The sequence below is a fragment of the Rhizobium sp. TH135 genome (assembly GCF_002855515.1).
Lineage (GTDB): Bacteria > Pseudomonadota > Alphaproteobacteria > Rhizobiales > Rhizobiaceae > Allorhizobium.
The window spans coordinates 335,551-358,985 of the sequence record NZ_PKRP01000002.1; the positions used below are offsets into that span (position 1 = coordinate 335,551).

At 62.2% G+C, this 23,435-nt stretch carries 21 protein-coding genes; 12 read left to right on the forward strand and 9 right to left on the reverse strand.

Annotation, left to right across the window (positions count from 1 at the left end; genetic code table 11):
* Positions 1 to 3: 3 nt before the first annotated feature.
* Positions 4 to 465: an Rrf2 family transcriptional regulator gene (locus tag C0V73_RS06660; protein ID WP_102019220.1), complete on the reverse strand. Its 462-nt coding sequence runs from the start codon at positions 463 to 465 to the stop codon at positions 4 to 6.
* Between the two features lie 136 nt (positions 466 to 601).
* Here C0V73_RS06660 and C0V73_RS06665 point away from each other — a divergent pair, with 136 nt between their 5' ends.
* The 5 genes from C0V73_RS06665 to C0V73_RS06685 all read left to right on the forward strand — a co-directional run bounded on the left by C0V73_RS06665 (position 602) and on the right by C0V73_RS06685 (position 5,847).
* Positions 602 to 1,507, forward strand: a complete 906-nt coding sequence (locus C0V73_RS06665; protein WP_102019617.1) for an NAD(P)/FAD-dependent oxidoreductase — start codon at positions 602 to 604, stop codon at positions 1,505 to 1,507.
* A gap of 106 nt (positions 1,508 to 1,613) precedes the next feature.
* On the forward strand, positions 1,614 to 3,110 hold the full coding sequence (locus C0V73_RS06670) for a CoA-acylating methylmalonate-semialdehyde dehydrogenase (protein ID WP_102019221.1): 1,497 nt from the start codon (positions 1,614 to 1,616) through the stop codon (positions 3,108 to 3,110).
* 107 nt (positions 3,111 to 3,217) lie between these two features.
* The gene (locus C0V73_RS06675) at positions 3,218 to 3,610 is read left to right on the forward strand and encodes a GFA family protein (protein WP_102019222.1); all 393 of its coding nucleotides are present in this window, start codon (positions 3,218 to 3,220) and stop codon (positions 3,608 to 3,610) included.
* 121 nt (positions 3,611 to 3,731) lie between these two features.
* Positions 3,732 to 4,799: a DUF898 family protein gene (locus C0V73_RS06680; protein ID WP_102019223.1), complete on the forward strand. Its 1,068-nt coding sequence runs from the start codon at positions 3,732 to 3,734 to the stop codon at positions 4,797 to 4,799.
* The gene (locus tag C0V73_RS06685) at positions 4,789 to 5,847 is read left to right on the forward strand and encodes a M48 family metallopeptidase (RefSeq protein WP_102019224.1); all 1,059 of its coding nucleotides are present in this window, start codon (positions 4,789 to 4,791) and stop codon (positions 5,845 to 5,847) included. Before C0V73_RS06680 ends, C0V73_RS06685 begins: the two co-directional genes overlap by 11 nt.
* Before the next feature lie 91 nt (positions 5,848 to 5,938).
* Here the strand turns inward: C0V73_RS06685 and C0V73_RS06690 are convergent, their stop codons facing one another.
* Positions 5,939 to 6,976, reverse strand: coding sequence for a Fe(3+) ABC transporter substrate-binding protein (locus tag C0V73_RS06690; protein ID WP_102019225.1), 1,038 nt, complete (start codon positions 6,974 to 6,976; stop codon positions 5,939 to 5,941).
* A gap of 170 nt (positions 6,977 to 7,146) precedes the next feature.
* Between C0V73_RS06690 and rirA the strand changes: the two genes are divergently transcribed.
* The 3 genes from rirA (at position 7,147) to C0V73_RS06705 (ending at position 10,055) form a co-directional block, all read left to right on the forward strand.
* Positions 7,147 to 7,623 (forward strand): iron-responsive transcriptional regulator RirA, encoded by a 477-nt coding sequence (gene rirA, locus C0V73_RS06695; protein WP_102019226.1) that lies wholly within the window; start codon positions 7,147 to 7,149, stop codon positions 7,621 to 7,623.
* Between the two features lie 183 nt (positions 7,624 to 7,806).
* Entirely contained in the window at positions 7,807 to 9,471 is a 1,665-nt protein-coding gene (locus C0V73_RS06700) for a GMC family oxidoreductase N-terminal domain-containing protein (RefSeq protein WP_102019227.1), read from the forward strand.
* 50 nt (positions 9,472 to 9,521) lie between these two features.
* Positions 9,522 to 10,055, forward strand: coding sequence for a gluconokinase (locus C0V73_RS06705; protein ID WP_102019228.1), 534 nt, complete (start codon positions 9,522 to 9,524; stop codon positions 10,053 to 10,055).
* Positions 10,056 to 10,058: 3 nt separating this feature from the next.
* Here the strand turns inward: C0V73_RS06705 and aguB are convergent, their stop codons facing one another.
* From aguB to C0V73_RS06725, 4 genes are all read right to left on the reverse strand, one after another.
* Positions 10,059 to 10,928 (reverse strand): N-carbamoylputrescine amidase, encoded by an 870-nt coding sequence (aguB, locus tag C0V73_RS06710; RefSeq protein WP_102019229.1) that lies wholly within the window; start codon positions 10,926 to 10,928, stop codon positions 10,059 to 10,061.
* A gap of 11 nt (positions 10,929 to 10,939) precedes the next feature.
* Positions 10,940 to 12,238: an FAD-binding oxidoreductase gene (locus C0V73_RS06715; RefSeq protein WP_102019230.1), complete on the reverse strand. Its 1,299-nt coding sequence runs from the start codon at positions 12,236 to 12,238 to the stop codon at positions 10,940 to 10,942.
* Between the two features lie 9 nt (positions 12,239 to 12,247).
* A complete protein-coding gene (locus C0V73_RS06720; protein ID WP_102019231.1) occupies positions 12,248 to 13,606 on the reverse strand; it encodes a glutamine synthetase family protein in 1,359 nt (452 codons plus the stop codon).
* A 284-nt stretch (positions 13,607 to 13,890) separates the two neighbouring features.
* The gene (locus C0V73_RS06725) at positions 13,891 to 15,144 is read right to left on the reverse strand and encodes an FAD-binding oxidoreductase (RefSeq protein ID WP_102019232.1); all 1,254 of its coding nucleotides are present in this window, start codon (positions 15,142 to 15,144) and stop codon (positions 13,891 to 13,893) included.
* Positions 15,145 to 15,309: 165 nt separating this feature from the next.
* Between C0V73_RS06725 and C0V73_RS06730 the strand changes: the two genes are divergently transcribed.
* Positions 15,310 to 15,672 (forward strand): YbaN family protein, encoded by a 363-nt coding sequence (locus C0V73_RS06730; RefSeq protein WP_102019618.1) that lies wholly within the window; start codon positions 15,310 to 15,312, stop codon positions 15,670 to 15,672.
* On the opposite strand, the gene C0V73_RS06735 is transcribed toward C0V73_RS06730, so the two are convergent.
* Both C0V73_RS06735 and C0V73_RS06740 read right to left on the reverse strand, forming a co-directional pair.
* Positions 15,647 to 18,481, reverse strand: coding sequence for an EAL domain-containing protein (locus C0V73_RS06735; protein WP_102019233.1), 2,835 nt, complete (start codon positions 18,479 to 18,481; stop codon positions 15,647 to 15,649). The two genes, C0V73_RS06730 and C0V73_RS06735, sit on opposite strands and share 26 nt — an antisense overlap.
* Positions 18,482 to 18,520: 39 nt before the next feature.
* Entirely contained in the window at positions 18,521 to 19,429 is a 909-nt protein-coding gene (locus C0V73_RS06740; RefSeq protein WP_102019234.1) for a FecR domain-containing protein, read from the reverse strand.
* Between the two features lie 280 nt (positions 19,430 to 19,709).
* Here C0V73_RS06740 and C0V73_RS06745 point away from each other — a divergent pair, with 280 nt between their 5' ends.
* Positions 19,710 to 21,221, forward strand: a complete 1,512-nt coding sequence (locus tag C0V73_RS06745) for an FAD-dependent oxidoreductase (protein ID WP_102019235.1) — start codon at positions 19,710 to 19,712, stop codon at positions 21,219 to 21,221.
* A complete protein-coding gene (locus C0V73_RS06750; RefSeq protein ID WP_102019236.1) occupies positions 21,218 to 21,835 on the forward strand; it encodes a CDP-alcohol phosphatidyltransferase family protein in 618 nt (205 codons plus the stop codon). Before C0V73_RS06745 ends, C0V73_RS06750 begins: the two co-directional genes overlap by 4 nt.
* Positions 21,836 to 21,852: 17 nt before the next feature.
* Here the strand turns inward: C0V73_RS06750 and C0V73_RS06755 are convergent, their stop codons facing one another.
* Positions 21,853 to 22,461 carry a sigma-70 family RNA polymerase sigma factor gene (locus tag C0V73_RS06755; protein ID WP_172450083.1) on the reverse strand — a complete coding sequence of 203 codons (609 nt, stop codon included), beginning with the start codon at positions 22,459 to 22,461 and terminating at the stop codon, positions 21,853 to 21,855.
* Between the two features lie 154 nt (positions 22,462 to 22,615).
* Here C0V73_RS06755 and C0V73_RS06760 point away from each other — a divergent pair, with 154 nt between their 5' ends.
* Positions 22,616 to 23,407, forward strand: a complete 792-nt coding sequence (locus tag C0V73_RS06760; protein ID WP_102019238.1) for a TVP38/TMEM64 family protein — start codon at positions 22,616 to 22,618, stop codon at positions 23,405 to 23,407.
* Positions 23,408 to 23,435 lie beyond the last annotated feature (28 nt).

Consider the following 23,435-nt stretch of genomic DNA (forward strand, 5'->3'; position numbering starts at 1 on the left):
GCATCATGTGTCGAAGCCATGTGCGCCGTTGCTCAATCCCAGCATGTCCATCCGTCTGTCGAAATCGCTGGCGATATCAGAGAGCTTGAGCGTCGCGAAACGCGAGAGCAACAGCGCCTCGGCCTCTCGCCGGGCGTCCTCGAGGGCCTCGTTGACCGATAGCTCCACAAGGCAGCCGGGATGGTCGGACGCGCTGACGAGGCAGAAGAGTTCCGGCCGCTCCAGCGCTTCATAGACATCGAGCAGACTGATCTTGTCCAGGCTCCTGGTGAGCTTCCAGCCGCCGCCATGTCCCTTCTCGGATTGCACATAACCGCGTTCGCGCAAACCCGCCATAGTCCGGCGAACGACCACCGGATTGGTGTTGAGCATCTTGGCGATCATCTCGGACGTTGCCGCTTCCTTGCGGCGTCCGAGATGGATCAGCACATGCAGCATGCGGGACAGGCGGCTATCCCCGCGCATCGGCGTTTCCTCCACTGTTGACTGATCCGTAGCGGAGCCATCGTCATGCAACAAGTCAAGTTACATCACTTGACGGCGAAGGTTCACGTAACTTAATAAGATACATAACATCAAAAGTTACATGAAAGGGTCTGCCGTGAAGTATGATGCCGTCGTCGTGGGTGGAAGTTTCGCCGGTCTCTCGGCCGCCATGCAGCTCACCCGCACCCGCCGCAACATCCTGCTCATCGATGCGGCGCGCCCGCGCAATCGTTTTGCCGAAGCCTCGCATGGCTTCCTCGGACAGGACGGAGTGGCGCCTTCAGAGATCCGCCGCCGGGCTTTGGAGCAGCTTTCCCGCTATCCAAACTTCACCCTTCTGGAAGGAGAGGCGGAGAGCGCCGAGCGGTGCCTGGGCGGGTTCAGGGTCGGCCTGGCCGATGGCCATGTCATTGAGGCGCAGGTTCTCGTGCTCGCTCTCGGTGTCACTGATACGCTCCCGCCCATCCCGGGCCTGACCGAGCGCTGGGGTCGCACAGTCCTGCATTGCCCTTACTGCCATGGCTACGAGATCGGCGGCGGCCCGATCGGCATCCTCGCCTCGTCGCCGCTTGCGGCCCATCAGGGCAGCATCCTGCCGGATTGGGGCCGCACGACCATGTTTGTCGAACCCGGGGTCACCTTCGACGAAGAACAACAGGCCATGCTCGCCGCCCGAGGTGCCACGATCGAGACCGAACGCGTCGTGGAACTGATCGGCGAAGGGCAGGGGCTTGAAGCCGTTCGCCTGGCTGACGGACGCATTGTGGAAGTCCACGCCCTCTTTGCCCAATCAAAGGTGTCCATCGCCTCGCCGCTGGCATCGAAGCTCGGCCTGGAATTGGAAGAGGGGCCACAAGGCTTTCACATCAAGGTGCAGATGGGCTGCACCAGTGAGCCCGGCGTGTTTGCAGCCGGCGACGCGGCAAGTCCCATGCACAATGCAACGCTCGCCAGCGCATCGGGCGTGATGGCCGGAATCTCGGCACACCGTGCACTTATCGAGGCCTCTCTGTGGAAATAAGAAAACCACCTTGCTTCAATCTGCGCACAACAGATGCGTAAATCATCGCGTTGATTTGTAGAAATCAAAGCGCATACTGCCTCCATAACAATCCAGGAGGATACCCATGTATCAGGTAGGTCATTTCATCGGCGGCAAGCATGTCGCCGGCACCTCGGGTCGCAAGCAGCCGATCTACAACCCGGCCACCGGCGAAGTGCAGGGCGAAGTCTCGCTCGCCAGCGCCGAGGAACTGAACGCTGCCGTCGAGAATGCCAAGGCCGCACAAGCCAAGTGGGCCGCCACCAATCCCCAGCGCCGCGCCCGCGTCTTCATGAAGTTCGTCCAGCTCTTGAACGACAACATGGACAGCCTTGCCGAGACGCTTTCGCGCGAACACGGCAAGACCATTGAAGACGCTAAGGGCGATATCGTCCGCGGCCTTGAAGTCTGCGAATTCGTTATCGGCATTCCGCATCTGTCGAAGAGCGAGTTCACCGAAGGCGCCGGCCCGAACATCGACATGTATTCGATCCGCCAGGCTGTCGGCATCGGCGCCGGCATCACGCCGTTCAACTTCCCGGCCATGATCCCGATGTGGATGTTTGCCCCGGCAATCGCCTGCGGCAACGCCTTCATCCTGAAGCCTTCGGAGCGCGATCCGTCCGTTCCGATCCGTCTCGCCGAATTGATGATCGAGGCAGGCCTTCCCGCGGGCATCCTCAACGTCGTCAATGGTGACAAGTCGGCCGTCGACGGTATCCTGACCCATCCTGACATCTCGGCCGTCTCCTTCGTCGGCTCGACCCCGATCGCCCGTTACGTCTATGGCACGGCAGCGATGAACGGTAAGCGCGCCCAGTGCTTCGGCGGTGCGAAGAACCACATGATCATCATGCCGGATGCCGACCTCGATCAGGCCGCCCAGGCGCTGATGGGTGCCGGCTACGGCTCTGCCGGCGAGCGGTGCATGGCGATCTCGGTCGCTGTTCCGGTCGGTGAAGAAACCGCCAACCGCCTGATCGAGAAGCTGACCCCGATGGTGGAAAGCCTGCGCATCGGCCCTTACACCGATGACAAGGCCGATCTCGGCCCCGTCGTCACCAAGGAAGCCCAGGCCCGCATCAAGGGCCTGATCGATAGCGGCGTCGAAGCCGGCGCCAAGCTCGTGGTCGATGGCCGCGACTTCAAGCTCCAGGGCTACGAGAACGGCTACTTCGTCGGCGGCTGCCTCTTCGACCACGTCACGCCGGATATGGACATCTACAAGACCGAAATCTTCGGCCCGGTCCTCTCGGTCGTTCGCGCCAAGACCTATGAAGAAGCCCTCGACCTGCCGATGAAGCATGAATACGGCAATGGCGTTGCGATCTACACCCGCGACGGTGACGCTGCCCGTGACTTCGCCAGCCGTATCAACATCGGCATGGTCGGCATCAACGTGCCGATCCCGGTTCCGCTCGCCTACCACTCCTTCGGTGGCTGGAAGTCCTCGTCCTTCGGTGACTTGAACCAGCACGGCACGGACTCCATCAAGTTCTGGACCCGCACCAAGACGGTCACCAGCCGTTGGCCGTCGGGCATCAAGGACGGTGCCGAATTCGTCATGCCGACGATGAAGTAAGCGAACCACCCGTTCGATCACATTTGCGCCACTCCGTCGAAAGACGGGGTGGCGTTCTCTTGTCAGCCTGTTGCCACTTGATAGCTTTGCTGTCGGGAGGGCTGACCATGCCGAAAAAGAAGATCCACACCGGAGGCTGTCTCTGCGGAGCGGTTCGCTTCGAAGCCGATGCGCCGGCTGCCAGACCACACACCTGTTCCTGCAAGATGTGCCAGCGTCACACCGGAAGCCTGACGGCCAGCTGGGTCGAATTCCCGCGCGAGGCCGTCCGCTGGATCGGGCCTTCAGGGGAGCCTGCCACCTGGCGCTCATCCGACATCTCGTCGCGCGCCTTTTGCGGCACGTGTGGCTCCTCGCTCGGCGCTATCGATGACCAGCCCACGGTCGCGCTCCTGCTGGGTGTCTTCGATCGGACAAGCGCCGCCGATCTCAAACCCGCCTATCATTCCTACAAGGGTGGCCGGCCGAAATGGTGGTGCATCGAGATCGCCGAAACCTGAAGCCTGCAGGCGTCCGAAGTGTCCTAGCGCACTTGAGTGCGTGGTGGTCTCATGATCAATGTTCAGGCGCGCGTCGCGGGGGATAGCGACGTGCCGGTTTTGATTTCATGAGGGACATTTCATGCAAGAGGCAGTTTTTGGCCGCGCGGCCAATTTGCGTCGCGGCGAGTTTCGTGGCAGCGCCGGTGAGTATTTCGGCATCTGGATCGTCAACATCCTGCTGACCATCATTACGGTCGGCATTTATTCGGCCTGGGCCAAGGTCCGGCGCAATCGCTATTTCTACGGAAACTCGTTCATTGACGGTCACTCCTTCGACTACCACGCCCGTGGCCTGCAGATCTTCATCGGCCGTGCCATCGTCTTCGGCTACATCGTCGCCTACAATCTGCTTCTGACCTTCAGCCCGATCATCGGCGGTATCCTGGCGCTGCTGATGCTGGTCCTCCTGCCGTGGATCGTCATGCGCAGCCTGCGCTTCAACGCACGCGTCACCAGCTACCGGAACATTCGCTTCGACTTCGTCGGCAAGACCGGCGGTGCCTTCTTCGCGATCATCGTCGGCGGTCTCGTGTCCTTTTTCTCGCTCGGCATTCTCGCACCCTTCGCCAGCCGCTGGCTCTATCGCTACATCTTCAACAACCTGCGCTATGGCGACCGCGCGTTCGACACCGATCCGAAGATCGGCGCGCTCTACCGCGTCTGGTTGCCTGCCTTCCTGCTGATGCTGGTTGGTGCTGCGGTCGGCGGCTTGCTCGGCATCGCGGCCTACTACAGCGCGGTCGAAGGTGCCGGTACCAGCATGGATCCGGAACTGGATCTCATTCTCGGCATCTATGGCGCACTGGTCCCGGCGATCGTACTCTGGGGCGTGGCCGCGATCTTCTACCGCATCGGCGTTCGCAACGTGGTGATGAACGCCACCCGCTTCGATAGCCGCCACACCCTGTTCTCCGATCTCGGACGCCTGCGCTACTTCTGGATCGTCATCTCGAACCTGGTGGTGACGGTCCTCACCCTCAGCCTGATGCGCCCCTGGGCAGCGGTTCGCGAACATCGCTATGTGATCGAGCATTCCGGCATCGTGGTCGATGGGGAACTCGATGATGTGGTATCGTCGATGCAGGCCTCCGGTTCTGCCGTGACGGCAGAATATCTCGATCTCGAAGGATTCGACTTTGGCTTCTGACGACAAGCGCATCGCCTCCGGTCGCTGGCATCCGCCCGGCTCCAGCCGCGCGGAACCAGCCGTCCTGCTGGGCGAGAGCAAGACGCTCTATGTCCGGCTGGCTGCAGGGGGCGATCCGGTCTCTATCGGAGATCTGGCCCGGACGGAGATATCCGCCCGGGTCGGTCGCATTCCGCGCAGGATCAGTTTTGTCGACGGCTCCATGTTCGAGACCGAAGACAACGAGGCCGTCGATCTCTGGCTGAAAAGGCATGGGAAAAGCGGCTTCGTCCACGAACTGGAGCGCTTTCATCCGCGGCTGATCGCCTTCGTGCTTGCCGTCTTCCTGTTCGCCGGCCTGATCTATCGTTATGCGGTGCCGGCGCTGGTCGAGGTTGCCGTCCTGGTGACACCGCCAGCGGTGACCCAATGGATGGCGAGCGGCACATTGCTCTCGCTCGATCAGGCAATTTTCGACGACAGCAAACTGCCGGATGCCCGACAGGCAGAAATCCGCGAGGCCTTCAACGGGATCGCGGATCTCTCGTCACGCGGACGCGCGGGTTACAACCTGAACTTCCGCCATGGCGGCGTCATCGGACCCAACGCCTTCGCCTTGCCGGATGGCACGCTTGTGATCACCGATGAGCTGATCGAGCTTGCGGATGGCGACATGGACATGATCATCGGGGTTCTTGCCCACGAGATCGGCCATGTCGAGGAAGAGCATTCGCTTCGGCAGCTGTACCGGGCGGCCGGGATGGCCGGCCTGATCATGCTGATTGCAGGCGATGTTGGTGCGGCCGGTGAGGATATCCTGACCAATGGTGCAGCTCTCATGTCGCTTTCGCATTCGCGCGATGCGGAAAACCAGGCAGACCGTATCTCGGTGGAACTGATGGCGAAGGCGGGACGCGATCCGCGCGCCATCGGCCGCTTCTTCGCGCTGCTGGAGGAGAAACTCGGGCTCGACGGAGACTCGACCTTTCTTTCCACGCATCCTGGAACAGCTGAGCGGCGCAAGGCGATCGACGATCATGCCCGCGAGGTCGGAGCCGGCGGGTCCTAGACGGGCGAACGGAAACGCAATCCCCCTGTGCCGAAATGCAAGAAGGGGCGGTCCAAGACCGCCCCTTCTGCTTTTTGGGATGTGCCGAAGCTTACTGCGTCGGACCTTCGTTCAGGCCGACCTTGTCGACCAGTTCCGACGCCGTCTTGCGGTTGGCGGCGATGTCGACGAGCGGCAGCGGGTCGGCCTTGATCGGGCCGAAGCCGGCGACGATTTCGGAGACCTTTGCGTTCGGTCCGACCGGATATTCGAAGACCTGCTCGGCATAGATCGACTGTGCTTCATCCGAGGCAAGGAATTCCATCAGCTTGACGGCGTTGTCCTTGTTCGGGGCATTCTTCGCCAGCGCCATGCCGGAGATGTTCACATGCGTGCCGCGATCGGCAGCATTCGGGAAGAGAACCTTGACCGAAGCGGCCCATTCCTTCTCTTCCGGCTCCTTCTCATTGGTCTTCATCAGACCGAGATAATAGGTGTTGGCGAGACCGAGATCGCATTCGCCGGCATGGATTGCCTTGGCCTGGGCGCGGTCATTGCCGTCAGGCTTCTTGACGAGGTTCTGCTTCAGGCCAGCGAGCCACTTCTCGGTGTAGTCGGCGCCATGATGAGCGACCATCGAGGCAAACAGGCCGATGTTATAGGAGTGCTGGCCATCACGCATGCAGATACGGCCCTTCCACTTCGGGTCGGCGAGCTCTTCATAGGTAATCGCATCTTCCGAGACGCGGTCCTTGGAAGCATAGACCACGCGACCGCGGGTCGTCAGGCCGAACCAGTTGCCATCGGTATCGCGATACTGTGCCGGAATCTGCTTGTTGATGTCGTCATCGTTGAGCGGCTGCGTCACGCCGCCGTCCTTGGCTTCCGTCAGGCGCGCGATGTCGATCGTCAGGATCACGTCGGCCGGCGAATTGGCGCCTTCCGCCGTGATGCGCTCAACGAGGCCCTTGTCGAGGAAGAGCACGTTGGTCTTGATCCCCGTCTCCTTGGTGAAGGCATCCATCAGCGGCTGGATCAGTTCCGGCTGGCGGTAGGAATAGATGTTGACCTCGCCTTCGGCCTGCGCTGCGCCGGCCGAAAGAGCCAGAACGGAAACAGCACCGAGTGCGAGTGTGCGAATAGATGTCATGGCATAGCCTCCCTCTTGGATTGTTGAGGGGGATATTCATGAATTCATATAAGCTGTCAATTGTACTCGACTTTAATCACGGACACGTGAGTCGTGAACTTGAGTATTTTGGAATTGTTCAAAACTGCAAAAGGCGCTATATAAGAGCCAACAAAACAGAGGAATCGTGCATGCGTTTGACAAAGCAGACAAATTACGCCGTGCGCATGCTGATGTATTGCGCAGCCAACAGCGACCAGCTGAGCCGGATCCCGGAAATCGCCAGGGCTTATGGCGTCTCTGAACTCTTCCTGTTCAAGATTCTGCAGCCGCTGAACAAGGCCGGTCTGGTCGAAACCGTGCGTGGCCGCAACGGCGGCGTGCGCCTGGGTCGTGCTGCCGAGAAGATCACCTTGTTCGATGTCGTCAAGGTGACCGAAGACAGCTTCGCCATGGCGGAGTGCTTCGAGGATGACGGTGACGTCGAATGCCCGCTGATCGACAGCTGCGGTCTGAACTCGGCGCTGCGCAAGGCGCTCAATGCCTTCTTCGACGTGCTGTCCGAATACACGATCGACGACCTGGTCAAGGCCCGCCCGCAGATTAACTTTCTGCTCGGCATCGACGAACTGCAGCCGCGCCGTGTTGCAGCCGCACCGGCCGCCTGAACCATCCAAAATCGCCAGTCTGGTTGAACCCGCCGCAAGGCGGGTTTTTCTTTGCGCGGCAAGCCTTTGAGACAGTCTTGCGTCCCCCCGCCGCTATGCTACGCTTACGTTCACGGCAATTTAAATCTGCTTAATGTAGGCGCAGTGGAAATGCTGTGCTGCCGGTGGTCTCTGGGGGAGAGCATGTACGATTACGTGATCATCGGCGGGGGCTCGGCCGGGTCGGTCCTTGCGGCGAGACTGAGCGAGGATCCCTCTCTCACCGTCTGCCTTCTCGAAGCCGGAGGGCGCGGCGACGGCATCTTTGCTCGCGTGCCCATGGCTGCAGCTGCGGTCGTGCCCGGCCATGTGAAGAGTGCCAACTGGCGTTTCTCCACGGTGCCGCAATCCGGATTGAACGGTCGCCGGGGCTACCAGCCGCGAGGGAGGGGGCTTGGCGGATCGAGCCTCATCAATGCCATGCTCTATGTGCGCGGCCATGCGCGCGATTATGACGAATGGGCCGCACTCGGCTGCGAGGGCTGGTCCTGGGACGATGTGCTGCCCTGGTTCAAGAAGTCGGAAGACAACATCCGCGGTGCCGACGATCTGCACGGACGGGGCGGACCGCTGCAGGTCTGCGACCAGAACTGGACGCGCCCGGTCAACCAGGCCTTTCTGAAGGCCTGCGAACAGAGCGGATACCGACAGAACGACGATTTCAACGGTCCGGTTCAGGAAGGGGCGGGCGTCTATCAGACGACGCAGTTCTGGAACGGTCCAAAACGCGGCGAGCGTTGCTCGGCCTCGGGTGCCTATCTGCACGACGTGATGACCCGCCGCAATCTGACTGTTATCACCGAGGCGCAGGTCACCCGCATCATCGTCGAGCGTGGTAGGGCGGTCGGTGTCGCCTATCGCCATGGCAAGGAGCAAAGGGTTGTCCGCGCGGGCCGCGAAGTCCTGCTCTCGGCAGGCGCTTTGCAATCCCCGCAGATCCTGATGCTGTCAGGCATCGGTCCCGCCGATCATCTCACCTCTCTCGGCATCAGTGTCGTTGCCGACAGCCCTGAGGTCGGTGCAAATCTCCAGGACCATCTCGATTACACGATGATCTTCCGCTCGCCGGATACTGACATGTTCGGCATGGGCCTGACGGCGGCGCGGGATCTGATGCGCGCGGCCAATGAATGGCGCACCGAGCGCATGGGTCACCTGCGTTCGACCTGCGCGGAATCGGGTGCCTTCCTGAAGACCGATCCGTCACTCGATCGGCCGGATATCCAGCTGCATTTCCTGGTCGCCATGGTCGATGATCACGTGCGCAAGATGCATTGGGGCTACGGCTATTCCTGCCATGTCTGTGTGCTGCGCCCCCATTCGCGCGGCACCGTCCGCCTCGCGAGCGCCGATCCCATGGCCGCACCGCTGATCGATCCCGCCTTCCTCTCGGATGCACGCGACCTCGAGGCGCTGCGAAAGGGCGCCCGGGTGATGGCGCAGATCATGGCCGCCCCGGCGCTCAACAAGTATCGCGGTGCCGAACTCTATCCCGCCGGCCCGTCCGACGCGGAACTCGACGCCGTCATCCGTGCCCGTGCCGATACGATCTATCACCCCGTCGGCACCTGCCGCATGGGCTCGGATCCGGCCGCGGTCGTCGATGTCAGCCTGAAGCTCAACGGCGTCGAAGGGCTGCGCGTCGTCGACGCTTCCGTCATGCCGCGCCTGATCGGCGGCAACACCAATGCACCTGTCATCATGATGGCGGAAAAGATCGCGGCCGCTATCCGGGCGGAGGTCCGACCGGCAAGGGAACGGGTGGCCGCGAAGGGCGCGAACAGCGAGAGCGGATTGCATTTCGCCTGAACCTTCCTATTGTCGCCACCCTTGGATGAGGGTGCATAAAGAGGAAGAGAATGCCGCCAGAAATTCTGCCAACCGCCCCGCAGGCGGTGATCGTCATGGGCGTCAGCGGCTGCGGGAAGTCTTCGGTCGGCGAGGCGCTGGCACAGCGGCTCGGGCTTCCCTTCATTGAAGGCGACGTGCTGCATCCGGAAAGCAATGTCGCAAAGATGGCGGCCGGAACGCCGCTCACGGATGAGGATCGCTGGCCCTGGCTCACCGTGATCGGCGAGCGCATGGCGGATGCTCTGGCGCGCGGGGAGGGGATCATCGTGTCCTGCTCGGCGCTGAAGAAGATCTACCGCGAGCATCTGCGCGCCGCGACTGGCGGCCGCCTGTCCTTCGTCTATCTCGATGGTTCGCGGGAATTGCTCGGACGCCGCATGGGCGCCCGCACAGGTCATTTCATGCCGCTGACGCTGCTCGATAGCCAGCTCGCTACCCTGGAAGTGCCAACGGGTGAGCCGGGCGTTGTCACAGTCTCCATTGATCAGCCGGTCGAGGGCATCGTCGCCGATGCGCTCAACGGTCTGAAGGCGGAAGCCTGAGCCTCAGCCCTCGTAGCCCATCAGCGGACCGTAAAGCTCCGGCCGGCGGTCTCTAAAGAGGCCCCAGCTGGCACGCTGCCTTGCGATGCCATCGAGGTCGAAGGTCGCCGTCAACACCGTCTCCGTCTCCCGGTCGGCGGTCGCCACCATCGCACCCGTCTGGTCGCAGATGAAGGACGAGCCGTAGAAGGTGAGCGAAGTGCCCTTGCGGCCGTCTTCCTTGCCAATGCGGTTCGACGCGATGACCGGCATGATATTGGCCGCCGCATGCCCCTGCATCACCCGCTGCCAATGGCCGGAGCTGTCGAGGCTCGCATCCTGCGGCTCCGAGCCGATCGCGGTCGGATAGAACAGAAGTTCGGCGCCTTGCAGCGCCATGGCGCGGGCCGCTTCCGGGAACCACTGATCCCAGCAGATGCCGACGCCGATCGCCGCATGCCGCGTCTCCCAGACATCAAAACCGGTATCGCCGGGCGAGAAGTAGAACTTCTCGGTATATCCAGGACCATCCGGAATATGGCTCTTGCGATATATGCCGAGCACGTCGCCGGTCGCATCGACAATGGCCACGCTGTTGAAGAAGGTCTGCCCCGCCTTTTCGAAGAAGCTGACGGGAATGACGACGTTGAGCTCTTCGGCCAGTGCTGAGAAGTGGTCGATCAGCGCGTTGTCATGCGCAGGCTTGGCGAGATCGAAGAACTCCGCGATCTGGTCCTGGCAGAAATAGGGTGCCTCGAACAGCTCCTGGATCAGCACGATCTGCGCACCCTTGGATGCTGCCTCGCGCACGAGCTTTTCGGCCCGTGCGATATTGCCGGGCAGATCCCATGTGCAGGCCATCTGGGTGGCGGCGACGGTGACGGTACGGGTCATCTCTTCTCTCCTCAAACGCCGAGCCGGTCGCGCATGCCGTAATACCAGGCACCAAGCGCCGTGAACGGCACGCGGAACATCCGGCCGCCCGGGAAGGGATAGGCCTGCAGCGACGACCAGACGTCAAACCGGCTCATCTGGCCGTGCACCGCTTCACCGAGGATCTTGCCGAGCAGATGCGTCGTCGTCACGCCATGGCCGCTGTCGCCATGCGAGAAGTAGACGGTGTCCGACAGCTTGCCCATATGCGGGATGCGCGTCAGCGTCAGCGCGAAATTGCCGCTCCAGGCATAGTCGATCTTCACGTCCTTCAGCTGCGGGAAGGTCTTGAGCATGTTCGGACGGATGACGCCCGTCAGGTTCTTCGGATCCTGGCCGCCATAACCGATGCCGCCACCGTAAAGCAGGCGGTTGTCGGCCGTGCGACGATAGTAGTCGAGCACGTAGTTCGCATCTTCGACGCAATAGTTGGACGGCAGCAGTTCCTCGATCAGCTTCCGATCGAGCGGCTCTGTCGCCATCACCTGGCTGGAAACCGGCATCATCTTCTCGGTCACCTTCGGAGCTATGCCGGCCATATAGGCATTGCCGCAGACCAGGATGTGCTTGGCCCTGACGATGCCGCCTTCCGTGCAGACGAAGGGCTGCGGGCCGGTGTCGAGATGCACGACCTTTGAGTTTTCAAAGATCTTGGCGCCGAGGCTTTCGGCCGCTGCCGCCTCGCCGAGCACGAGGTCGAGCGGATGGATATGGCCGCCATGCCGGTCGATCATGCCACCGACATAGCGGTCGGTCTTGGCATACTTGCCGACCTCGGACTTGGAGACCATCTCCAGCCCGTCATGCCCGTGCTTCATCCAGTGTGCCCGGACGTCCGCCATCTCCTTCACCTGCTTGTCGGTGAAGGCTGCGAAGAAGCCGCCGTCGACGAGATCGCATTCGATCCCGTATTTGGCCACACGCTCACGAATGATCCGGCCACCCTCGAGCGACATCTCGCCGAGACGATCCGCCTTTTCCTGGCCATAGCGGCGGGCGATAGTCTCAAGGTCGCGGCTATAGCCGTTGACGATCTGGCCACCATTGCGCCCCGAAGCGCCGAAGCCGATGCGATCGCCTTCGAGAACGATGACGGCATAGCCCTTTTCCGACAGCTCAAGGGCTGCCGAAATGCCGGTGAAGCCGGCGCCGATGATGCAGATGTCTGCGGTGTGCTGGCCATCCAGCTTCGGGCGCACCCGCTTGTCGCGGGCAGAGGCTGCGTAATAGGTGGCCGCATGGCCGGGATTGGGTCCGATCGACTTGGTCATGGCTTCACCTCACACGGTCCGGATATAGGCGTCGTATTCGACGTCGGTAACGCGCAGCGAGAACTCCGAGAGTTCCTGCTGCTTGCAGGCGGTATAAAGGCTTCGGTATTTCGGCCCGAGCGCCGCATAGGCGAAGCTCGACTTGGCAAAGCGCTGCAGCGCGTAGTCCCAGTTGGTCGGCAGCGGCTCGTGGTTGACGGCATGGTCGTCGCCGGAGATCGCGCCACCGGGCGAAAGCTTCTCCTTCATCCCGGCGAGCGCCGCCGACAGGATCATCGCCAGAACGAGATAGGGATTGGTGTCGGATCCGGCTACGCGATGCTCGATGCGGGTCGCAGGCTTTGACGCGGTGATGACGCGCACGGCAGCCGACCGGTTGTCGAAGCCCCAGGATGCATAGGTCGGTGCATGTTCCGATGGGCGCAGCCGGCGATAGGAGTTCTGGTGCGGCGCAAAGATCGCCATGCTCTCGCCCATGCTTTCCAAGAGACCGCCGACCGAATGGAAGAGGGCGTCCGATGGGCCGTTCTCGCCGACATAGATGTTCTCGCCCCTCTCGTTGAGAACGGAGAAGTGCACATGCATGCCGCTGCCGGCCTGGGTGCCGTAGGGCTTGGCCATGAAGGTGGCGTCGAGGTCGCTGGCGCGCGCCACGCCCTTGACGATCCGCTTCAGGAGGACCGCGTAATCGGCAGCCGCCAGCGCATCCGGCACGTGGTTGAGATTGATTTCGTACTGACCAGGACCGTTTTCGCGCAGCGTCGTATCCGCTGGCACATTCTGGGCGCGGGCGGCCGTCGAAATGCCGTGGAAGACCTCTTCGAAGTCCTGCAGTTCGGAGATCGACAGCACCTGCGTCTGGCCGGTATGCCAGCGACCGTCTCGTGTGTTCGGCGGGCGCACCGGGTCGAGCGCCGAGCGCACCGGGTCGATCAGGTAGAATTCGAGTTCGGTGGCAACTACGGGGGTCAGTTTCGCCGCCTTGAAGCGGTCGAGCACATGGCCAAGCACCTGACGCGGGTCGGCATAGAAACTCTCGCCTTCCGGCGTGTACATCTGCAAGAGCACCTGCGCCGTCGGGCGCGACAGCCAGGTCACGCGGGACAGTGTGCCGGGAACGGGGAAGCAGATGCCATCAGGATCGCCCGTACCTTCGGCGAGGCCCGCTGCATTCACGTCACGGCCCCAGACGTCGAGCGCATAGACCGAGCGGGGCATGGCCATGCCCTTGGTCAACACGTCGATGGCCCGCTCACGCGGGATCCACTTGCCGCGTGGCACGCCGTTCACGTCGATGACGAATGCTTCAAGTACTTCAATATCGGGATTTGCCGCGAAGAATTCGCGTGCCTCTTCGGCCATGTCCATGGATCACCGTGTGGCTGATGTCGATCGGGTTCGAAACGCGCAATGGAGCACGAACGGATGCTGGTCCGCTAACGATAGACGCTTTTCGCGTTATGGATCAAACACCGGCGCATGCCACTGTCCGTCTCTTCCTAATCCCCTCGACCGGCGGCGTTCTTGCGACGCGTGCTTCGTTCCGGCCTGTTTCCACCGGGAAACAATTTGATCAAATTATTCGGAATGACTACCACCTCGGCGCCAAAAAGGCTAGCCCCCTGAGAAGGGGGCTAGAAAAGCTTTGTTTTTCAGGGGCGAAAACGCTCAGGGCTCCAGGCCTTGGCGTCGATGAATGTCTTTTCCCCATCCATCATTTCCCCGATTAGACGGCCCGTCACTGGCCCCAGCGTCAGGCCGTGATGCGCATGGCCGAAGGCGAACCACATGCCCTCGTGACGCGGCGCCTTGCCGATGACCGGCATCATGTCGGGCGTGCAGGGGCGTGCGCCCATCCAGGGTTCGGCGTCGAGCCGGTCGGCGAGCGGGAAGATCTCGCGCGCCACCTTTTCCGCCCGGGCGAGCTGGACGGGAGACTTGGGCGCATCGCGATTGGCAAACTCCGCACCCGTCGTCAGGCGGATGCCCTTTTCCATTGGTGCCAGGAAATAGCCGCGCTCGGCATCCATCGTCCAGTTGTTGAGAACGGCATTGCCTTCTGGCGCATAATGCATGTGGTAGCCGCGCTTGACGCCGAGCAGGAAGCGGTAGCCGAACTTACGGGTGACTTCCTCCGACCAGGGGCCGAGTGCCAGCACCACATCGTCGCCCTCGACCATGCCGTCATCGGTCTTCACGCGCCAGCCCTTGCCGGATGCGCTTGTTTCCAGTGATGTGGCATCACCCTTGACGAAGCGCCCGCCGAGCGACTGGAAATAAGTGAGATAGGCTTGCGTCAGACCATGCGGATTGGTGACCGACCAGGGGTCGTTCCACTTCAGACCACCGACGAAATCGCCGCGAATATGCGGCTCTTCCTTGGCAAGCTCTTCGCGGTTCAAGGCCCGGTAGCTGACGCCGTATTCGCGGGCGAGGCGAGCCGCTTCGGCAAGCTCGCTGTCGCGCTTGGCCGTCGTCCGGAAGATCTCCATCCAGCCGTCCTTGCGGATCAGGTGGTCGGCTTTGGCCGCCTGGATCAGGTCCTGATGCTCGGTGATCGAATTTTCGATCAGCGGCGCATAGGCGCGGGCAATCACCTCATGCCGGCTCTTGTTCGAATGCCACCAGTAGCGCGACAGGAACGGCACGAGCTTCAGGATGGCGCTCGCATGATAATGCGCGTCGATCCGGTTGTTGAAGCCGTAGCGGATCAGCAGGCTCAAGTCCTGCGGGAAGCCATAGGGCACGACGCCCTCACGCTGGATCAGGCCGGCATTGCCGAAAGAGGTTTCCTCGCCAGCGCCGCGGCGGTCCACCAGCACCACCGAACGCCCGCGACGGGCGAGATGGATGGCTGTGGAAACGCCGATAATGCCGGCGCCGAGCACGAGGGTAACCTTGGACATGTCAGTTGAATTCCTGAAGGTGGGATTGCCGGGCAAGGATGCATTTCAGCCTGTTGCGGCGCAAACGAAAAATCGCCGCATTTGCCGCAATCCTCAAAATCCTTGCCGATCCCGAATCATGCCATATCTCCAGTCGAAGCGACGGCAGCCAGCGAAGGGGATTTGATGCGCCTGCTCATTCTTGGCTGCGCCTGGCTGATGGTCGGGATCGGTGTCATCGGCATCTTCCTGCCGGTCCTGCCCACGACACCCTTCATGATCCTGGCGGCAGCGCTGTTCGCGCGCTCATCTCCGCGCTTCGAGCAATGGCTGCTGGACCACCCGCGTTTCGGCCAGCCGCTCATCGACTGGCGCCGTGAAGGGGCCATCTCCCAGAAGGCAAAGATCGCCTCGGTCTCGCTGATGGCGGTAAGCTACGGCATCGTTCTCTTCTTCGGGCCGCCCCAGCACTGGCTCAAGCTCGTGATCGGATTGATCCTCGTCGCTTGCGCGGCTTTCGTGCTCACCCGGCCTGCGCCAGGCCACTGACACCGATCTCATCGCTGCTTGCCAGCAGCGAATGGGCTGCCGAAAGCGCCTGGATCTGGCGGGCTGATTGCGGTCGCCCGAAAAGATAGCCCTGTCCTTCTTCACATTGCATCGCGGCCAGCATTTCACACTGCAGGGCATTCTCGATGCCTTCACAGACAACTTTGAGACCGAGACCATGCGCAAGTGTGGTGACCGTCTGCACGATGGTCTGTGCTGCGCTGTCGCTCACCATCTCGCGAATGAAGGACTGGTCGATCTTGAGCTTGTCCAGCGGCAAGCTGGAGATGTAGCTGAGCGACGAATAGCCGGTGCCGAAATCATCGAGCGCGATGGTCACGCCGAGACCGCGCAGTGCCTCCAGCTTATCCAGAAGCTCCTCCGACTTTTCGAGGAAGATCGATTCCGTGATCTCGACATGGAGGCGGTGCGGTGCGAGCCCGCTGATGGCGAGCGCCGCGCGAATATCGGAAAGCAGGTCGCCGCGCAGAAACTGCACCGGTGAAATGTTGACGGCGACGCTGACATGCGCCGGCCAGCTGGTGGCCGCCTTGCAGGCTTCCTTGAACATGAACTGACCGAGATCGCAGATGAAGCCGTTGGCTTCTGCGATGCTGATGAATTCCGCCGGCGAGATCATGCCGAGTGTGGGATGTTGCCACCGCAACAGTGCCTCTGCCCCGACCAGTCGCCCGGTCTTCAGCGCGACCTGCGGCTGATAGAGCAGGAAGAACTGGCCCTGTTCCAGGGCGCCACGCATCTCCGCTTCCAGAAGTCGCGAGCGCGCTCGGCGCAGCGCCGATGAGGGATCATAGGCCCGCCAGCCGCTGCCGCCGACCCGCTTCGCTTCGATCAGCGCGAGTTCTGCTGCCTCCACCCATTTGCCGGGATCGCCGAGATCGAACGACCCGCTGCAGGCGCCCACCCGTGCATTCAGTTCGATCTTGATGCCTTCGACGCCGAAAGGCGCATCGAAGAGGGCTAGCAGCCCCTCGGCGCTTTCGGCCAGAGCGGACTCACCTTCAATGCCCGGCGTCGCCAGACAGAGCACGTCCCCTGCAAGCCGCGCGCAAAGGCCATCGATACCGGCATGGCGACGCAGGCGCGCAGCCACGGCCTGCAGCACGCTGTCACCCTTTTCCCGGCCGAGCGTTTCATTCAGATGGCCGAAGCGGTGGAGGTCGATGGCAAAAACCGAGAAACCACGACCATCCTTCGCCATGGCATCGCCGAGGCCCCGCCGGGTGAGAAGCCCCGTGAGATCGTCGACGCGGGCCATCTCCTCGAGCTTGGTCTCGTAAAGATGCCGTGCAGTCATGTCCCGCAGGCTGATGCAGGTGACATGGGTTCCGACGGAAGAATGGCCCTGGCCTTTGCCGCTCTCGTAGGGCGAAATGGTGATGACAGCTTCGAGATGACGGCGCCCGGTCCGTCCCGGCATGCTGAAGGACAGAGGCGCGCTATGCGCCCGGTCGGGCTCGGCAGCATGGTTTGCTTCGAGGGCAAGGACTGCGTCCATCAGTGCGCGCGGCACGAAGCTGCTCAGATTGGTGCCGCGGGTGACCGGCTCGTCCAGTTCCAGCATGTCGGCAGTGGTGTGGCTGGCATCGAGCAAATTGCGCTGCTGGTCAAGCACGATGACCGGGTCGACACTGTCGTTGATCACCCGCTTGAGCACTCGGCGAATGTCCCGGTTCTCGGTGATCGCCAGTTCGGCAAGCCAGCCATTGAGACCGATCTTCTCCGCCATCAGCATCAGGAAACCGAAGGCCAGCACTGCCCAGATCGTGGCTGTCTGAAAGACGATCGCTTCGTTCTTGTAGAGGAGAAAGGCCGCCGCCTCTCCGATGGTCACGATCGCCGCCGAGGCTGCGAGCGGTACGGCCAGCGAAAGGCGATGAAAGGTCAGCGTATAAGCGATGATCAGGGCTGCGAGCAGCAGGACGATCGGCTCTGCCCGCAGGCGCGTCAGTAACCGGTCCTGCACCAGGGTCTCGGTCGCAAGCACATGCAGCATCGGCCCGCTCAGGATGCCATAGACCGGCACGGCAAAGAGATCCTTCAGTTCGGTGGCATAGGCACCGACCACCACGGCCTTGTCCTTCAGAGCGTCGCCTGCCACTGCCCCGGACAGGACGTCCGCGACGGAATAGGTGGGCACGGTCTCCGGGTTGATGGAAAAGTCGATGTCGAGCCGGGTCGTGCGCGCATCGCTGTAGCCGGCCAGGACCGCCGGTGCCGATTGTGTCGGGATGCCGTCAACGAGATCCGTCACTGGGAAGGATCGCATCAGGCCGTCTGCATCCAGTGAAACGTCCACCAGTGCCGTCCAGGCGTTTTCCGCAAAGAGCGGAATGGGGGAGGTCAGCGTCAACGGAGCGTTTGATTGTGCTCCGAACTGCTGACGAAACATCGGCAGGATCACGCCGCCGCCGGCATCTTCGAGCGCCTTTGCCAGCCGGGCATCGCTCTTCGGCCGGGAAGGCGTGCTGAAATCGATGTCGAGGAAGATGTCTCGGGCGCCGGCCGCGACCAGCCGGTCGATCAGCTCGGCATGCACATCCCGTGGCCAAGGCCAGGTCCCGACCTCGATCAGGCTTTTCTTGTCGATGGCAACGAAGACGAAGTCGCCGCTGGCGTCACGAGGAGCCGCAGCGGCACGGAAGGCAATCAACTCGTTGTCGACATGCTGCACGACGGAGAGCGATGGCAGCAGGAAGGGGAGCGCCATGATCATCGCGATCATGGCGAGTCTGAGTGAGGTCAGGGACGACAGGGTGCCGCGCAAAGTTGTGGCGCGACCCGTCATGCGCAGACCGAAGGCTCGCCGACGGCTGAAGCGCTCGGGTCAGTCGTCATCGTCATCGTTACCGCCCTTGCCTTTGCCCTTGCCGTGTCCGCCGGCATTGCCGTTACCGTTGCCACCAGCGTTGCCATTGCCGCCAGCGTTGCTGCCGCTTGAGCTGCCGTTTTCTCCGGAATTGCCATTTCCATTACCGCCGGAATTGCCCTTGCCGTTGCCGTCGGCATTGCTGTTCGACGACGAATTGTCCTTGTCCGAGGATTTGCCAGCGCTCTCGGCCTTGGACTTGCCATTTGATGTGCTGCTGGCTTTGTCCGACATCGCGGCATCGCTCTTCACGCTTCCGACGGCAGGCACTGCAGGAGACGAGGGAGCGACACGGCTGATACTTGGTTTCTGCGAAATCCCCGCGACCGTCATTCCTTTAGCATCGACCCGGGCGCCCTGGCCGGCGGAAAGCTCGCTGCGTTCGCCGCTGCGGAAGCTGGTCACCTGCACGAGGCCGCGATCGACGGCGACGGCCGCATCCCTCTTGCCCACCTGGACGGTGAAACGCGTGCCCTTCACCACGGCGGCGAGGAACGGTGTCTGCACAGTCGTATGCGGCTTTTGTCGCTTTTCGATTTCCAGACTGATCTCGCCAACCTGCTGCACGACTTCGGTCTTGCGGTTGGCCGTGCTGCCCCGGGTGATGATCGAGGCGAGCGTATTGGGCTGGAAAGCGATGCTCTCGCTGCCCCGAACCAGTTGCAGGCGTCCGCGCGGACCTGTTGATATCCAGGCCTTGTTCGGAACTGCCATGCCCTTGCGCAGCGGAACCCAAGTTTCCTTGTCGGTCGTGTAAGAGACTTCGCTCGTGGAGCGCGCGGCGACCCAATCCTCGGCGGCCGCCGCAACGGACGCGGAAAGGCACGCAAAAACAAAACAGACGATGGTGGAAACGATGACGCGCATGTTGGGCACTCCCTTGAGTGCCTAATTGAGCATCTGTTCCTTAAGATTCTTCTGAATTCGATACCTCGGTTTTATCAACTGGCCCATTTTTGGTCGCGAGCTGTACGGTTCTGAGAAAGCGGGCGCCCGCGCATCGTCTTTGTCTATGTTTGAAGCGGCTTGCAGTGTCGCTTGGCCTGCCCGTTTTCGAGGAGCTGCAGAAAAATGACCGTGGCCGTGTAACAATCGGCTTGGTTGCGTGTCATGTCACTACAAGCCCCCTTATCTCGCAGAGGTACGCATGGATCGCACAGAGCCGAAAACGACCCGACCCGGCTCCGACTGGCAACGGCCCAAGCGCTTCGATCGCAACCTGGTTGTCATCGGTGCGGGCTCTGCCGGTCTGGTCTCGGCCTATATCGCGGCCGCCGCCAAGGCGAAGGTGACGCTGGTCGAGGCGAACAAGATGGGCGGCGATTGCCTTAACTTCGGCTGCGTGCCCTCGAAGGCGCTGATCAAGAGCGCCAGGGTGGCGCACCAGATGCGCCACGCCGACCATTATGGTCTGGAGCCGGTCGAGCCCAAGGTGCCTTTCTCCGCCGTGATGAAGCGGATCCACAAGGTGATCGCCGAGATCGAGCCGCACGACAGCGTCGAGCGCTACACCGGCCTCGGCGTCGAAGTCCTGCAGGGCTATGCAAAGCTGATCGATCCCTGGACGGTGGAGATCGCGCTGAACGATGGCGGCACGCAGCGTCTGACGACACGCGCAATCATCATCGCAACCGGTGCGCAGCCTTTCGTGCCCCCGATCCCAGGCCTCGCCGAGATCGGCTATCTCACCTCGGACAACATGTGGGAGCGGCTCCGCGATCGCCCTGCCGTGCCGCAGAGGCTCGTCGTTCTGGGCGGAGGGCCGATCGGCTGCGAGCTGGCGCAGAGTTTCGCGCGGCTCGGTTCAAAGCTCACGCAGATCGAGATGGCACCGCGCCTGATGATGCGCGAGGACGAGGATGCAGCCGCGCTGGTCGAGGCTTCGATGAAGGCCGATGGCGTCAATGTCCTGACCAGCCACAAGGCGGTCGCCTGTGGAACAGATGCCGGCGAGAAGTGGATCGAGGTCGAGAAGGAGGGGACCAAGTTCCGCATCGGCTTCGACGAGATCATCGTTGCGGTAGGACGCGCGCCGCGGCTGAAGGGCTTCGGGCTCGAAGACCTCGGCATCAAGGTCGACAGGGTCGTCGAGACCAACGACTACCTCCAGACACTGCATCCGAACATCCTGGCGGCAGGCGATGTGGCAGGACCCTACCAGTTCACCCATGTCGCCGGGCATCAGGCCTGGTTTGCGGCGATCAACGCGCTTTTCGGGGATATCAAGCGCTTCAAAGCCGATTACAGCGTCATCCCCTGGGCGACCTTCACCGATCCGGAAGTGGCCCGGGTGGGCTTGTCCGAGGCCGAGGCGAAGGAGAAGAATATCCCGCATGAGGTAACGCGCTTCGGTATCGACGATCTCGATCGCGCAATTGCGGACGGATCCGCCCGTGGCTTCGTCAAGGTGCTGACCGTGCCGGGCAAGGACAAGATTTTGGGCGCCACCATCGTCGGTGAACATGCCGGAGATCTGCTCGCCGAATTCGTCTTCGCCATGAAACATGGCCACGGCCTCGGCAAGATCCTCGGCACGATCCACATCTATCCGACGCTCGCCGAGGCCAACAAACTAGTCGCCGGCCAATGGCGACGCAATCACATCAACGGCTTTCTCCTGTCACTGCTCGAACGCTTCCAGACCTGGAGGCGCGGATGATCGATGCGAAAATCCTGCCGCTGCAGAAGGCAGCGCTGCAGCCCGTCGCCGAATTCCTGGCGCATCGCGGGGTGCGGGCAGATCAGATCAGCCTTGTCGGCTTCCTCACAGGGCTCGGAGCCTTCGCCGCACTCTGCTTCGGCTATTTTCTTGTGGCGCTTCTGCTGATCCTCGTGAATCGTGCGCTGGATGGCCTCGACGGCGCCGTCGCCCGCATTTTGGGGCCGACGGATCGTGGCGCCTATCTCGATATCGCGCTCGACATGGTCTTCTATGCGCTGATCCCGCTTGGCTTTGCGGTGGCGATCCCTGAGGTCAATGCGCTGCCAGCTGCCGTCCTGATCGTTTCCTTCGTCGGCACAGGCTCTTCCTTCCTCGCCTTCTCGGCGGTCGCCGCGAAACTTGGTCGCAAGGCGCCGGAATTCCCCACCAAGGGCATCTACTACGCCGGCGGTCTGGCCGAAGGCTTCGAGACGATCGCGGTCTTCGTCGTCATGTGTCTCCTGCCGCACCATTTCCCGCTGATCGCCTATGGCTTTGCTGCCCTTTGCGCGCTGACGACAGTCATCCGCTGGCGCCAGGGCTGGCTTGCCTTTTCGGGAGGTGACCGATGAGCCTTGCCCTATCTCGGTCAGAGGCCCGCATTCAGCCGGTCGAGCGCATTGCGCACCGTCAGCCGTGCCCGGTGCAGAAGCACGCGCATATTGCCCTCGGAGATGTCGAGCAACGCGCAGACCTCCGCCGGATCGAGCTCCTGCTGGCCGCGCAGGATCAGCACCGCCCGTTGCGCGGGCGGCAGCGTTTCGATGACCGCCTCGACGTGTTGCAAAACGCTTCGACCCTCGATGTGGCGCTCGGGCGTCAGGTCTTCCCAGAGCTCGGGTCTGGTGCGCCAGTGCCCGCGCCCGTCGAAAGCCTCGCCGAGACCGTTGCCATCCCCCAGATCGTCGAAGGATACGATGCGGCCTTCGCGGCGAGCGCGACTGCGCGCCTTGTTGAGGAGGATCGTGTAGATCCAGCTTGCGAGCGACCCGCGTCCCTCGAAGAGATCGATGCGGCCGAGCACAGCCACCCAGGTGTCCTGGACGACTTCTTCCGCGATGTCGCGCGACCGGACGATGCCCGCGCAAAAGCGGATCATCGCGGCATTGTGCCGGCGATAAAGCAGCTCGAAGACTGCGGCATCCCCGTCAACGAGGTGCCGCGCCAGAGCCAGATCGTCACCTTCATCCTGCGCCACGCCGCCCCCTGCCTCAGCCCGGGCGCCATTAGCAAAACAATCGCCTTCCATGTCCAGCAGCATTCGACCCCATCAAGCCATAGTGACCATGGGGGATCAGTCGCGCCGGAACCGGTGATCTTACAAGGCGCGCGGGCGTTTCAAGGAAACCACGATGACTGACAGCCGTTCCCCGCAGCACGGCCGTCCCCCGGAGGACGCACCCACCCCCTCGAAGGAGGCTATCGGCCGCCGCAGCCTCTGGCGTTACACGCCTGTCGTCCTCATCGTCGCGGGTCTGGCACTCGGTTATGCCTTCGGCCTGCAGGACTATCTCAGCCTCGGATTTCTGGCCGAACAACGTCAGGCTCTGAGGGCCTATGTCGATGCCAATTTTCTCTGGTCCGCGCTGGTGTTCCTCGCCGTCTACATTCTGGCTGTCGCCTTCTCCTTTCCGGCAGCCTCCGTGCTGACCATCTTCGGCGGCTTTCTCTTCGGCTGGATGATCGGCGGCGCGCTGGTTGCCATTGGTGCCACGATCGGTGCGGCGCTCCTGTTTCTCGCCACGCGCTCTGCCTTCGGCGACTTTCTGCGCCACCGGGTCGATGGCGTGGTCAAGAAGATGGCGGATGGGTTTCGTGAGAATGCCTTCGGCTATCTCTTCGTCATCCGTCTGGCGCCGGTCTTTCCCTTCTTCGTCGTCAACATCGCGGCCGCCCTGTTCGACATCAGCCTCGGCCGGTTCATCGCCGCGACCTTCTTCGGCATCCTGCCCGGCACCTTCGCCTATGCCTATCTCGGCCAGGGTGTCGACAGTGTGCTGGTGGCGGCACAGGCGAGCGGTCGGGAAGCGCAGATCTCGGATCTCGTGACACGCGACATCACGCTCGCCTTCTTCGCGTTGGCGCTGGTGGCGCTGATCCCGACGCTCGTGCGCCAGATCCGCAAGCGCAGGACGTCGCCATGAGACTTCGTTTCACCATGTCCGGGGAGGG

What these genes read in the sequence shown, in the direction of transcription:
- C0V73_RS06660 (WP_102019220.1), bottom strand. Translation starts at nt 465, where the DNA reads ATGCGCGGGGATAGCCGCCTGTCCCGCATGCTGCATGTGCTGATCCAT.
- C0V73_RS06670 (WP_102019221.1), top strand. Translation starts at nt 1,614, where the DNA reads ATGTATCAGGTAGGTCATTTCATCGGCGGCAAGCATGTCGCCGGCACC.
- C0V73_RS06675 (WP_102019222.1), top strand. Translation starts at nt 3,218, where the DNA reads ATGCCGAAAAAGAAGATCCACACCGGAGGCTGTCTCTGCGGAGCGGTT.
- C0V73_RS06680 (WP_102019223.1), top strand. Translation starts at nt 3,732, where the DNA reads ATGCAAGAGGCAGTTTTTGGCCGCGCGGCCAATTTGCGTCGCGGCGAG.
- C0V73_RS06690 (WP_102019225.1), bottom strand. Translation starts at nt 6,976, where the DNA reads ATGACATCTATTCGCACACTCGCACTCGGTGCTGTTTCCGTTCTGGCT.
- rirA (WP_102019226.1), top strand. Translation starts at nt 7,147, where the DNA reads ATGCGTTTGACAAAGCAGACAAATTACGCCGTGCGCATGCTGATGTAT.
- C0V73_RS06700 (WP_102019227.1), top strand. Translation starts at nt 7,807, where the DNA reads ATGTACGATTACGTGATCATCGGCGGGGGCTCGGCCGGGTCGGTCCTT.
- C0V73_RS06705 (WP_102019228.1), top strand. Translation starts at nt 9,522, where the DNA reads ATGCCGCCAGAAATTCTGCCAACCGCCCCGCAGGCGGTGATCGTCATG.
- aguB (WP_102019229.1), bottom strand. Translation starts at nt 10,928, where the DNA reads ATGACCCGTACCGTCACCGTCGCCGCCACCCAGATGGCCTGCACATGG.
- C0V73_RS06715 (WP_102019230.1), bottom strand. Translation starts at nt 12,238, where the DNA reads ATGACCAAGTCGATCGGACCCAATCCCGGCCATGCGGCCACCTATTAC.
- C0V73_RS06720 (WP_102019231.1), bottom strand. Translation starts at nt 13,606, where the DNA reads ATGGACATGGCCGAAGAGGCACGCGAATTCTTCGCGGCAAATCCCGAT.
- C0V73_RS06725 (WP_102019232.1), bottom strand. Translation starts at nt 15,144, where the DNA reads ATGTCCAAGGTTACCCTCGTGCTCGGCGCCGGCATTATCGGCGTTTCC.
- C0V73_RS06730 (WP_102019618.1), top strand. Translation starts at nt 15,310, where the DNA reads ATGCGCCTGCTCATTCTTGGCTGCGCCTGGCTGATGGTCGGGATCGGT.
- C0V73_RS06735 (WP_102019233.1), bottom strand. Translation starts at nt 18,481, where the DNA reads ATGACGGGTCGCGCCACAACTTTGCGCGGCACCCTGTCGTCCCTGACC.
- C0V73_RS06740 (WP_102019234.1), bottom strand. Translation starts at nt 19,429, where the DNA reads ATGCGCGTCATCGTTTCCACCATCGTCTGTTTTGTTTTTGCGTGCCTT.
- C0V73_RS06745 (WP_102019235.1), top strand. Translation starts at nt 19,710, where the DNA reads ATGGATCGCACAGAGCCGAAAACGACCCGACCCGGCTCCGACTGGCAA.
- C0V73_RS06750 (WP_102019236.1), top strand. Translation starts at nt 21,218, where the DNA reads ATGATCGATGCGAAAATCCTGCCGCTGCAGAAGGCAGCGCTGCAGCCC.
- C0V73_RS06760 (WP_102019238.1), top strand. Translation starts at nt 22,616, where the DNA reads ATGACTGACAGCCGTTCCCCGCAGCACGGCCGTCCCCCGGAGGACGCA.